This is a genomic window from Micropruina sp. (assembly GCF_047606365.1).
Lineage (GTDB): Bacteria > Actinomycetota > Actinomycetes > Propionibacteriales > Propionibacteriaceae > Micropruina.
On the sequence record NZ_JASGEN010000052.1, the window covers coordinates 17,845 to 29,351 of the forward strand.

General features: G+C 70.3%; 12 protein-coding genes. 10 read left to right on the forward strand and 2 right to left on the reverse strand.

Annotated elements, in window-relative coordinates; translation table 11 throughout:
- The first annotated feature begins 53 nt into the window (after positions 1-53).
- Complete coding sequence (locus QM624_RS06940) at positions 54-1,124, forward strand: tellurite resistance/C4-dicarboxylate transporter family protein (protein WP_415090137.1); 1,071 nt, start codon at positions 54-56, stop codon at positions 1,122-1,124.
- Between the two features lie 96 nt (positions 1,125-1,220).
- Here QM624_RS06940 and QM624_RS06945 read toward each other — a convergent pair whose 3' ends face one another.
- Positions 1,221-1,829, reverse strand: a complete 609-nt coding sequence (locus tag QM624_RS06945) for a TetR/AcrR family transcriptional regulator (RefSeq protein ID WP_415090139.1) — start codon at positions 1,827-1,829, stop codon at positions 1,221-1,223.
- Between the two features lie 226 nt (positions 1,830-2,055).
- On the opposite strand from QM624_RS06945, the gene QM624_RS06950 reads away from it, so the two are divergent.
- Both QM624_RS06950 and QM624_RS06955 read left to right on the forward strand, forming a co-directional pair.
- The gene (locus QM624_RS06950; protein ID WP_415090157.1) at positions 2,056-3,252 is read left to right on the forward strand and encodes an MFS transporter; all 1,197 of its coding nucleotides are present in this window, start codon (positions 2,056-2,058) and stop codon (positions 3,250-3,252) included.
- The gene (locus QM624_RS06955) at positions 3,249-4,082 is read left to right on the forward strand and encodes a Cof-type HAD-IIB family hydrolase (protein ID WP_415090141.1); all 834 of its coding nucleotides are present in this window, start codon (positions 3,249-3,251) and stop codon (positions 4,080-4,082) included. The genes QM624_RS06950 and QM624_RS06955 overlap by 4 nt, the downstream gene beginning before the upstream one ends.
- Positions 4,083-4,279: 197 nt before the next feature.
- Here QM624_RS06955 and QM624_RS06960 read toward each other — a convergent pair whose 3' ends face one another.
- Entirely contained in the window at positions 4,280-5,140 is an 861-nt protein-coding gene (locus QM624_RS06960) for an EamA family transporter (protein ID WP_415090159.1), read from the reverse strand.
- Positions 5,141-5,345: 205 nt separating this feature from the next.
- Between QM624_RS06960 and QM624_RS06965 the strand changes: the two genes are divergently transcribed.
- The 7 genes from QM624_RS06965 to QM624_RS06995 form a co-directional block, all read left to right on the forward strand.
- Positions 5,346-5,753, forward strand: a complete 408-nt coding sequence (locus tag QM624_RS06965) for a hypothetical protein (protein WP_415090143.1) — start codon at positions 5,346-5,348, stop codon at positions 5,751-5,753.
- Positions 5,750-6,976: an NRAMP family divalent metal transporter gene (locus tag QM624_RS06970; protein ID WP_415090145.1), complete on the forward strand. Its 1,227-nt coding sequence runs from the start codon at positions 5,750-5,752 to the stop codon at positions 6,974-6,976. Before QM624_RS06965 ends, QM624_RS06970 begins: the two co-directional genes overlap by 4 nt.
- A complete protein-coding gene (locus QM624_RS06975; protein WP_415090147.1) occupies positions 6,973-7,377 on the forward strand; it encodes a hypothetical protein in 405 nt (134 codons plus the stop codon). The genes QM624_RS06970 and QM624_RS06975 overlap by 4 nt, the downstream gene beginning before the upstream one ends.
- The gene (locus QM624_RS06980) at positions 7,364-7,699 is read left to right on the forward strand and encodes a hypothetical protein (protein WP_415090149.1); all 336 of its coding nucleotides are present in this window, start codon (positions 7,364-7,366) and stop codon (positions 7,697-7,699) included. The genes QM624_RS06975 and QM624_RS06980 overlap by 14 nt, the downstream gene beginning before the upstream one ends.
- A 205-nt stretch (positions 7,700-7,904) precedes the next feature.
- Positions 7,905-9,155 (forward strand): glycosyltransferase family protein, encoded by a 1,251-nt coding sequence (locus tag QM624_RS06985; protein WP_415090151.1) that lies wholly within the window; start codon positions 7,905-7,907, stop codon positions 9,153-9,155.
- Entirely contained in the window at positions 9,145-10,455 is a 1,311-nt protein-coding gene (locus QM624_RS06990; protein WP_415090153.1) for a glycosyltransferase, read from the forward strand. The genes QM624_RS06985 and QM624_RS06990 overlap by 11 nt, the downstream gene beginning before the upstream one ends.
- A partial coding sequence (locus QM624_RS06995; protein ID WP_415090155.1) for a glycosyltransferase family 4 protein occupies positions 10,452-11,507 on the forward strand: 1,056 nt, incomplete at its 3' end. The genes QM624_RS06990 and QM624_RS06995, both read left to right, overlap by 4 nt.

The window sequence follows — 11,507 nt, forward strand, 5'->3', positions numbered from 1 at the left end:
CCGGGTTGCTACGTTTCTGCAATGACTTCGGCGAGTGGCTCGCGGAGCTGTCGATGACGACGGCCGCGCAGCTGCCGCGCTCTGCGTTCGCCAATGCGCTCGCTCACCTCTCGCCGGGCTACTTCGCGCTGGTGATGGGCACCGGCATCGTGTCGATGGGTCTGCATCTGGCCGGGTTCGAGATCGCGTCGCTCACCCTGCTGGTGATCGCCGCGGCCAGCTACGGCGTGCTGTGGGCGCTGTATCTGTGGCGCGCCGTCCGCTATCGGACCGAGATGCTGGCCGATCTGCGCGGTCCCGAGATGGCGTTCGCCTATTTCACCGTCGTCGCCGGCACCGATGTGCTCGCCGTCCGGCTCGTCCAGCAGGGACTGATCGACATCGCGATACCGCTGTTCTTCTTCGGCGCGCTGCTCTGGTTCGTCTTCGGCTACCTGCTGCCGTGGCAGGTGTTCATGACCCGCGACGGCAAGCCGATCTTGGCCCGGACCAACGGCACCTGGTTCATCTGGGCGGTGGCCAGCCAGTCGGTCGCCATCGGCATGGCGCAGGTGCAGCCGTATCTGCCGGGGGAGACCCGCTGGGTCGGCCTGGTCGCGGTGATGTCGTGGTCGGTGGGCGTCGTGCTGTACGCCGGCGTGGCGATGCTGGTGCTGCTGCGGATCATCCATTTCGGCATCACCCCGCGCGAGTTCGAACCGCCGTACTGGGTGGCGATGGGCGCCATGGCAATCGCGGTGGTGGCCGGCAGCAACATTCTCGGCATGCAGTCCACACCGATGGTGGATGCCACCCGCAACCTGATCGCCGGCACCGTGGTGGTGTTCTGGAGCTTCTGCGTCTGGCTGATCCCGATGCTGGTCGGCGCCGGGGTGTGGCGGCATTTCGTGCACAAGGTGCCGTTGACCTACGTGCCGACGCTGTGGTCGATCGTTTTCCCGCTGGGCATGTTCGCCGTCGCCTCGATCAGCCTGGGACGGGTGGACCGGCTCCCCCTGGTCGAAGTGGTCGGCGACGGCGCCCTCGTGGTGGCCACCATCGTCTGGGCGGTGGTGTTCATCGCGATGCTGCGGCGAATGGCCCAGGTCGCGTGGGCGAGCCGGACTCGCCCACCCGCTGGTTGAGCTTGTCGAACCAAGACCGGACGCCCGCGTGGCGCGACCCCGTCATCCCGGGCTCCGACCCGGGATCTCGAACCGGGTCTGGGCAAGGTTGGCGGGCTAGCCCTGCAGCGGGACGGTCAGTACCCGCTCGATCTGCGCCCGCAGCGTGCCGGCCATGTCCACGTCGGCGGGGGAGAGCAGCCACTGCACCTGCAGCCCGTCCATGAGCGCGACCAGCGTGCGGGCCTGGCCGGCGGGATCGACGTCCGGCGCCAACAGGCCGGACGCCTTCGCGCGGGTCAGCGAGGCCGCGACATCGGCGACGGTGCCGCGGTAACGGTCCACGAAGTACTCGTGCGCCGGATGATCCGGGTCGGACGCCTCCGCCGACAGCACAGCGAACAGGGCCACCAGATGCGGGCGCTCGGCGTTGTGCCGGGCCAGTTCGACGAGTGTGGCCAGCGCCTCCAGCCCGGTCTCATCGGTGTCCGCGCCGGCGAAGCGGGCGGCGTCCTCGGCGTCCCGGCGTTCCAGGACGGCCTTCAGCAACGCCTCCTTGGAGCCGAAGTGATGCAGCAGCCCGGTGCGGGAGATGCCGGCGGCCTCGGCCAGTTCCAGGATCGTGGCGTGCCGGTAACCGACTCGCGCGAACAGCTCGGTGGCGGCGGTGATGATCCGCTCGCGGCGCAGCCGTCCGCTGGCGTAGCCGCCCTCGCGTCCCGCCACCGCGCTTTCCCTCCGTCGTCCCGACCGGGCACTCGTCCACCAAACCCCTCCCTAACTAGTTCAGCCCTCCCGCATGCGGCAGGGCTGAACTAGTTAGGGAGGGCCTTGGGGGCGAGCCACCCAGAATTCGACGCAAGTGTACATATTCGCTTAGGCTGATGACAGCTCTTCTTCGCGCCCGGACGGGTGCCCGCACACACCTTCTACGGAGGATCGGTTGACCACCGTGACCGCACCGTCGCTCGCCAGCAAATCCGCCCGCAACGGCGATCTGCTGGTGTTCGGAGCCAACGGATTCGTCTTCGCCTCATGGATGTCGCGCGTCCCCGACGTGAAGCAACTGCTCGACATCACCGCCGGCCAGTTGAGTCTGCTGCTGCTTGCCATCTCGATCGGCTCGCTGTGCGGTCTGCCGTTGGCCGGACGGATCGCGCACCGGCTGGGCGCGTCCACGACCGTCCGGCTGGGTGCCCTGCTCGCCCTGCCCGGAATCGTGCTCGCCGCACTGGCCGTCGAGATGCATGCGCCGCTGCTGCTGATCGCGCCCGCGATGGTGCTGATCGGGTTGGGCATCGGTGTCTGGGACGTCGCGCAGAACCTCGAGGGCACCATCATCGAGCGGGCGCTGGGCCGGGCGATCATGCCCTGGTTCCATGCCCTGTTCAGCGCGGGCACGGTGGTCGGCGCGCTGATCGGCGCGGGGCTGACCTGGTTGCGGGTGCCGATCGGCATCCACCTCCCGGTGGCGGCCGTGGTCACCTTGATCGCCGTCTGGTGGGGCACCGGGCGGTTCCTGCCGGCCTTCGACGAGGACGCCGGTGACCATGCGGCGGCTGCCGCCAACGGACGGTCGCCCTGGCTCGAGCCGCGCACCCTGCTGATCGGCGTCATGGTGCTGGCGGCCGCCTTCACCGAGGGCGTCGCCAACGACTGGCTGGCGATCGCCTTCGTCGAGGGATACGGCCTCGACAACTCCCTCGGCGTGGTCGCCCTCGCCGTCTTCCTCGCCTTCATGACCGGCGGACGCATCGCCGGCGCCCCGCTGCTCGATCGCTACGGACGGGTGGTGGTGCTGCGGCTGTTGTTCGCCGCCGCCGTGGTCGGTTGCCTGCTGGTGGTGTTCGGATCGCCGTGGCTCGCCTTCGTCGGTGCCGCGATCTGGGGTGTCGGGGCCAGCCTCGGCTTCCCGGTCGGCATGTCGGCTGCGGCGGACGACCCGGCCCGCGCCCCCGTCCGGCTGAGCGTGGTCTCCACCATCGGCTACGGCGCGTTCCTCACCGGCCCGGTGCTGATCGGCTTCCTGGGCGACCACTTCGGTGTGCTGCGGGCGCTGCTGGTGGTCGGCGCCGTCTGTCTGGCGGCGATCCTGGTGGTGCCGGTGGCCCGTCCGCTGCCGGCGTCCGAGCCGGAGGTCGACCGGTGACCGAGCGGACGCGCGTGCTGTTGCTCGACATCGACGGCACCCTGGTCAACTACCGCACCGAGCTGCCGCCCAGCGCCGCGGACGCCGTCCGGCAAGCGCGGGCGCTAGGTCACCGCGTCTACCTGTGCACCGGACGCAGCCGCGCGGAGATCTACGACCAGCTGTGGGATCTCGGGGTCGACGGACTGATCGGCGGCAACGGCAGTTACGTCGAGGACGCCGGGCAGGTCGTCTTCCACCAGGTGCTGGACGCCGCCGTGGTCGCCGAGGCCGTGGAGTGGCTGATTGCCGAAGATCTGGGCTTCTACCTGGAATGCAACTCCGGCTTGTACGCCAGCGACCACCTGCCCGAGAAGGCGGCTGCACTGCTCGACGGGGGAGCGACGCCGGCGAATGTGCAGTTCATCCGCGACGCCATGCCCGACCTGATCTACGGCACCCGGGCCGGACGCGACGACGTCAACAAGATCAGCTTCGCTCTGGCACCTGGCGTTGACCTGGGCGCCTTGACCACCCACTACGCGGGCCGGGCTGCCATCGACAGCTGGAGCATGACCGGCACCCGCGACGAGTTCGGTGAGTTCGGCCAACTCGGCATCCACAAGGGCGCCGCGATCGAACGACTGATCGACCACCTGGGTGTGTCGGCCGACGACCTGATCGGCTTCGGCGACGCCCGCAGCGATCTCGGCATGTTCGCCGCCTGCGGCACGTCCGTGGCCATGGGCAACGCGCCGGACGAGGTGAAGGCCGCCGCGACCCTGGTCACCGACCATGTCGACGCCGACGGCCTCGCCAACGCTTTCCGCCGCCTCGGCCTGATCGCCTGACGCACCTCCGGGGACGGTTCTTCCACGTTCGAAAATCGCACGCTCGGGGACGGTTCTCCCACCTTCGAATCTCGCACGTCGGGGGACGGTTCTTTCACGTTCGAAAATCGCATGCGAAAGAACCGTCCCCGAATGTGCGATCCGGTGACCGGGAGAACCGTCCCCGGCGACCGGGAGAACCGTCCCCGAAGGTGCGATCAGAGCAGCATCAGCAGGGTGCCGGCGACTATCAGGCCTAGTCCGATGGCGGACCGGCGGGTGAGTCGCTCACCCAGGAAGACCCAGGCGAAGGCGACGGTGAGCACGATGCTGGTCTTGTCGATCGGGACGACGACGCTGGCCGGCCCGTCTTGGAGGGCCCGGAAGTAGCACAGCCAGGACGCCCCGGTCGCCACGCCGGAGAGCACGATGAAGAGCAGGTCGCGGCGGGGTATCTGGCGCATTCCGCGGTGTTCGCCGGTGACCAGCGCGACCACCCAGGCCATCACCAGCACCACGCCGGTGCGGATCGCGGTGCCCAGATTGGACTCGACGTCGGCGATGCCCACCTTGCCCAGAATCGTGGTGAGCGCCGCGAACACCGCCGAGCCGAGTGCGTAGAGCAACCAGCCCCGACCCTGGGTCGAGACATTCCCGGCGCCGCCCCGGCGCTCGATCATCAGGTAGGTGCCGATGCCGATCACGGCGATGCCGGTGAGCCGGGTGGCCAGATCCTCGGTCTCGCCCAGCAGCACGATCGCGAACAGCACGGTCAGCACGATGCTTGACTTGTCCACCGGAGCCACCTGATTGACGTCGGCCAACTGCAGGGCGCGGAAGTAACACAGCCAGGACGCCCCGGTGGCGAGCCCCGACAGCACCAGGAACCACAGGGTCGGCCCGGACAGGCTGCTCAGCGTGTTCTGCGAACCGACGATGAACACCACCAGCCAGGCGAACACCAGCACCACGATGGTCCGGATCGCCGTGGCCAGATTGGACGGGGTATGCCGGATGCCGACTTTGGCCAGGATCGCGGTCAGCCCGGCGAACACCGCTGAACCGGCGGCATACAGCATCCACACGGTGACTTCGTCCCATCCTCGGCGGTATTTCCGGTTGTGAGCAGCGTATGCCCGATCGTGGCGGAGCGGGCGCGAGCCCTGATAGTGAAATCCGCGGGCGTTGAAATACGGCCCGGCAGGCATTGGCCCAAAAGGGTGTGATCGGGCGAGCAGGCCGGTACTAGCGTCGCGTCCCGTCCCGGGGAGAGCGAGGTGTGAGGTGCCGGTCGGACGCCGTTGGCTGGCGGTTGCCGCCTGCCTGCTGCTCGCCGGTTGCGGCACCGCCGAGGACGCCGCGATCAGCACCGTCCAGGACGCCCGGTCGGCGGTCGTGGTCGCCCAGCAAGCCGTCCGGCTGCGCCTCGATACCCGCGCGACAACGCCCTATACCCAGGTGGTCCTCGACGACAGCCTGGACGCCGTCGGCGACGCCGAACAGGAACTACGTGACGCCGCTGAACCCGACATCACCCGGACGTCGCGCGCCCGCGTCGTCCTGAACGACGCGAACACCGTCCTGGACGAGCTCGCCGACGCCGGCGCCGATCAACTGAGCAAGGCCGACCTGGACCGGCTCACCGACCTGGTCACACGACTCGATGCCACATTGGCGGAGCTGCGCCGATGAAGCGGTTGTTCGCGGTCGCGCTCGGCGTCCTGACCGCCATCGGTGGATTCCTCGACATCGGTGACCTGGTCACCAACGCCGTCGTCGGCTCGCGGCTCGGCTGGTCGCTGGCCTGGGTGGTGGTGGTCGGCGTGGTCGGCATCTGCCTGTTCGCCCAGATGGCCGGACGCGTCGCCGCGGTCAGCGGACGGGCCACCTTCGAACTGGTCCGCGAAAGGATGGGCCCACGGCTCGGGCTGGCGAACCTCGCAGCGTCGTTCCTGATCAACCTGCTCACCCTGACCGCCGAAGTGGGCGGCATCGCTCTGGCGCTGCAGTTGGCCAGCAGCGTGCACTACCTGCTGTGGGTGCCGGTCGCGGCGATCGCGGTCTGGCTGGTGATCTGGCGGGTCGGCTTCGACGTGATGGAGAACGTGACCGGACTGGTCGGGCTGTTGCTGGTCGGTTTCGCGGTCGCCTTCTTCCTGCTCGGACCGGACTGGGCCCAGCTCACCGACCAGTTGCTGCAGCGCGCCCCGCACGGCGAGTCGCCGGCCACCTACTGGTTCTACGCGGTCGCCCTGTTCGGTGCGGCGCTCACCCCCTACGAGGTGTTCTTCTTCTCCTCCGGCGCGGTCGAGGAGGGCTGGTCGTCCGAAGATCTGGCGCAGTCCCGGCTCAACGTGCTGGTCGGCTTCCCGCTCGGCGGCCTGCTGTCCCTAGCCATCGCCGGCTGTGCTGCGCTCACCCTTCTACCGCTCGGCGTGGAGGTGACCACTCTCAGCCAGGTGGTGCTGCCGGTCGCCGAGGCGGGCGGCCGGGTGCTGCTGATCGCGATCATCCTGGGCGTCGTTGCGGCCACCTTCGGTGCCGCGCTGGAGACGACGCTGTCCACCGGCTACACGTTGGCGCAGTTCTTCGGTTGGAGTTGGGGCAAGTTCCGAGCGCCCGCCGAAGCCGCCCGCTTCCACGTCACCATGATCATCTGCCTGCTGGTCGGGGTGGCGGTGCTGGCCACCGGGGTCGATCCGGTGATGGTGACCGAGATCTCGGTGGTGTTCTCGGCGGTCGCGCTGCCGCTGACCTACCTGCCGATTCTGATCGTCGCGAACGATGCCGACTACATGGGCGACAAGGTCAATCCGCGGCTGCTCAATGTCGCCGGCCAGGCGTATTTCGTGCTGATCCTGGTCGCCTCGGTGGCCGCGATCCCGCTGATGATCGTCACAGGAGTGGGTCGATGACAAGCCACGACGCCCTGCCCCGCCCACCGGTCCACATCGTCGGGCGGCTGCTGGACGCCCGGTTGAGCCTGCTGGACCGGCAGGTCCTCGACGTCGACGGCCGGCCGGTGGGGGTGGTGGACGACCTGGAACTGACCGAGGTCACCTCGCCGCTGGAGCCCGGCACGCCGCCGCCGGAGGTGACTTCCCTGGTGCACGGGCCGATCGTGCTGGAGCGGATCTTCGGCGGACGCCGTCCGGACGCCCACCTGCTGCGGATCGGCTGGGACACCGTGGCGAAGCTGGGTTCGGCGATCGAACTCGCCGTGCCGGCGTCCGACGTGCCGAGACCCTGGCTGGAGAGCTGGCTGCGCGACCGGGTGATCGCCCGCATTCCCGGGGGCCGGCATGTTCCTCGGTGACCTGGTCGCGACCCCGGTGCTGCAGGACGGACGCCGGGTCGGCTACGTGGCGGACGTCCGGCTGCTGGTGCCGCCGCACACGCCCGGGCAACAGGTCGGCACACCCCGTGTCTACGGCATCGTGGTCTGCCCGCGCCGCACCGCGTCATTCGTCGGGTACGAGCGCACCGGTGTGCGCGAACCACGGCTGCTGGCCGCCTTCTTCCGGTGGCGGGCCCGGGGCAGTTTCCTGGTGCTCTGGCCCGACCTGGCCAGGGTGGACGAGAACGGCGTCGACCTGCGACCGAGCGCCCCACGCTGGTCGGCGGCGTTGGCCGACTGATCCTGGCGTGAGGGGTACCCGGGCATCTCCACGATCCTCACCGACGGCGTGGGACTACCGATGATGAGGGGTTCCTCATTGTCGGTTCATGGTCTCCACCAGCTCGGGGCGCAGAGTGGTCGGCATGACGGCCCGCTGACTCACCGGACGGCAGCTCCGTCACGACACACCACGTCTCGCGACCCTTCCTACGGACGGAGCTGATATGGCCGGACCACCCGTTTCCGCCGATCCATCGACCACCACCCGCCCGGGGTTGCGTATCGCCCTCTACTCCCACGACACCGTGGGACTGGGACACACCCGGCGGAGCATCGCGGTGGCCACCGCACTGATCGATGCCTGGCCGAACGCCGACGCGATGCTGGTCACCGGGAATCCCGAGGCCACCGCGCTGACCCTTCCGCCACGGATGGACGTGGTCACTCTGCCCACCCTGGCCAAGGACGCCGACGGCACCTATCGCAGTCGGACCCTGACCGCTCCGGTGGACTCCGTGCTGCAGATGCGGTCGGCGGTGATCGAAGCAGCCGTCACCTCGTTCGCGCCCGATCTGCTGATCGTGGACAAGGTGCCGCTCGGGGTGAGCGGCGAACTGCTGCCGCTACTGCGCCGGCTCCGCGCGGAGCACTCGGCCAGGATCGTGCTCGGCCTGCGGGAGATCCTGGACGACCCGGTGACGGCCGTCGCCGAGTGGATCCGGGGCGGCGCGGACACCGCCATCGCGGACTTCTACGACCAGGTCTGGGTCTACGGCGATCAGCGGGTCTACGACCCGGTCGTCGAATACGGGCTGTCCACCGAGGTCGCGCGGCGTTGCGTGTTCACCGGCTACCTGGCCACCGGCCGGTTCGCCGCCGGGGGTGCCCCGGCCGGGCCACCGACCGTCGCCGAGCCGTACGTGCTGTGCGCAGTCGGTGGCGGCCAGGACGGCGGACGCCTGGCCCGCACCTTCGCGCAGACCCCGCTGCCCTCCGGGCACCGCGGCCTTGTGGTCTGCGGTCCCTACATGGCGCCCGACCTGCAGGCGGCCGTTGAGGCGGATGCGGCAGCCACACCGGGAATGATCGTGCGGGATTTCGTGCCCGACCTCGACCGGCTGATCGCCGGCGCCGCCGCGGTGGTGTCGATGGCCGGGTACAACTCCGTCTGCGAGGTGCTGGCCACCGACCGTCCCGCGCTGCTCGTGCCCCGCACCACGCCGCGCAAGGAGCAGCTGATTCGCGCCCTGCGTCTCGCCGAACTGGGCGCGGTCGAGATGCTGCCGCCACACCGGCTGACCAGCCGGGCACTCGCCGAATGGACGGCGTCCGCGGTCGGCTCGGCCGTCCCGGCCCCGGTGCGAGCCGGGATCGAACTGGACGGGCTCGGCCGGCTGCCGGGCATCGCCGACCGACTGCTGGGCCGTCCGCACCCCCTGACCGATCGGAAGAAGGTTGATCATCGTGCTGCCTGACAACGCCGTCCTCGTCCCCGCCACGGCCGATTCGACCGGGCGGACGTCGCCGCTGACTCGTCCGCGCCGGGTCGGCTACGTCACCAAGATGTTCCCGAGGTTCTCCGAGACGTTCATCCTCACCGAACTGCTGCAGGTTGAGCGGCTGGGGGTCGACGTCGAGGTGTTCTCGTTGCGTCCACCGACGGACGGCCGGTTCCACGCGGGCCTGGCAGATCTGCGTGCCCCGGTCAGCTACCTGAGGTCGTCCGGGATTCGCGCGGCCGACCTGTGGGCGGCGCTCGCCGAGACCGCTGCCGAGTTCGGCGATCTCGGGCCGCATCTGGCCGACCTGCTGAGGCTCGACGTCCGTGACGCCGTGCAGGCCGCCGAGCTGGCCCGGCTGGTCCGACAGCGGGGGATCACCCACCTGCACGCGCACTTCGCCAGCGCGGGTGCCGGTGTCGCCCGGGTGGCGGCCGCGATCGCCGGCATCGGCTACGGCTTCACCGCGCACGCGAAGGACATCTTCCACGACGGCGTCGACCGCGACGACCTGGCCCGGAAGCTCCGCGACGCCACCGACGTCGTCACGGTGAGCGAGTTCAACCTGGCCTACCTGCGGCGCACCTTCGGCCCGGACGCGGCCGCCGTCCGCCGGGTCTACAACGGCCTCGACCTGGCCGGCTTCCCCTTCGCCAGCCCGCTTGACCGGCCGGCGCGGATCGCCGGCGTCGGACGGCTGGTGGAGAAAAAGGGGTTCGGCGACCTGCTCGAAGCGGTCGCGCTGCTGATCGCCGAGGGCCGCGACGTCGAACTGGTGCTGGTCGGCTCCGGCGAGTACGACGCGCCGCTGCGGGCCCAGGCCGAGCGCCTCGGGCTGGGCAGCCGGCTCCGAATGCTCGGCGGACTGCCCCAACATCGGGTGGCCGAGATCGTCGCCGGAGCCGCCGCGTTCGCCGCGCCCTGCGTGGTCGGTGCCGACGGCAACCGGGACGGCCTGCCGACCGTGCTGCTGGAGGCGATGGCGCTCGGCACACCCTGCGTCGCCACCCCGGTGACGGGCATCCCCGAGGTGATCCGGGACAACGTCACCGGGCTGCTGGTACCCGAACACGACCCGGCCGCCCTCGCCGTTGCGCTCGGCCGGCTGCTGGACGAACCGCAGCTCAGGGTCCGGCTGGCCGGCGCCGCCCGCGGCCTGATCGAGCGCGAGTTCGACGCCCGCCGGCAGGCACAGCTGGTCGCGGACGGGTTCAGCGCCGCGGCGGCGAACGGCCACGGTCGCGCATCGGGCCACGCAGAAGGGAGCAGCCGATGAGAATCGCCTACGTCTGCACCGACCCCGGCATTCCGGTGTTCGGCCGGAAGGGGGCCTCAGTGCACGCCCAGGCCGTGCTGACCGAACTGGTCCGGGCCGGCCACGAGGTGCACCTGTGCACGCAGCGTCCAGGTGACCGACCGGCGGCGCCCGACCCGCTGGCGGCGGTCACCGTGCACCCGTTGCCAGCCGTCGGCAAGGGGGCGGCCGCTGAGCGTGAGCATCGCGCGCAACTCAGTGACGCCGCGCTCGCCGCACTGCTCTCGGCGATCGAACCGGACCTCGTCTATGAGCGCTACGCGCTATGGGGCCGCACCGCTACCGCCTGGTGCGCCGGGCACGGCGTCCGCAGCGTCCTCGAGGTGAACGCGCCGCTGGTCGAGGAGCAGGCCCGGTTCCGCGAACTGGTCGACGCCGGCGGCGCACGCGACGTGGCGCGCAGCGCGCTGCGGCTGGCCGGCACCGTGGTCTGCGTCAGCGAGCCCGTCGCCGACTGGGCCCGTACCGCGGGAGCGCGGCCGGATGCCGTGCTCGTCGAACCCAACGGGGTCGATCCCGACCGGATCACCGTCGCTTCGGCGCCCCAGACCGCGGCGGACGCGACCAGTTTCACCGTCGGCTTCGTCGGAACGCTGAAGCCCTGGCATGGCCTTGAAACCCTGCTGGACGCGACCATCCCCCTGCTCCGTGGCGACACCAGCTGGCGACTCCTGCTGGTGGGCGACGGGCCGCTGGCCGACCCGCTGACCGCGCGGTTGGATGCCGCCGGTGTGGCCGGGCAGGCCGAACTGACCGGGGCAATCGCGCCCGCCGAGGTGGCGACGCAACTGCACCGGATGGACCTCGCCTGCGCGCCCTACCCCGCCGAGGGCAGCGGCTACTTCTCGCCACTCAAGGTCTACGAATACCTGGCCGCCGGCCTGCCCGTGGTGGCCAGTGCGGTCGGTCAGCTGCCGTCCGCCCTGGACGGCGGCCGGCTGGGCCGGCTGGTCCGCCCCGGTGACGCCGACGCCCTGGCCACGGCGCTGACCGAGTTGCGGTCGGACGCCCGC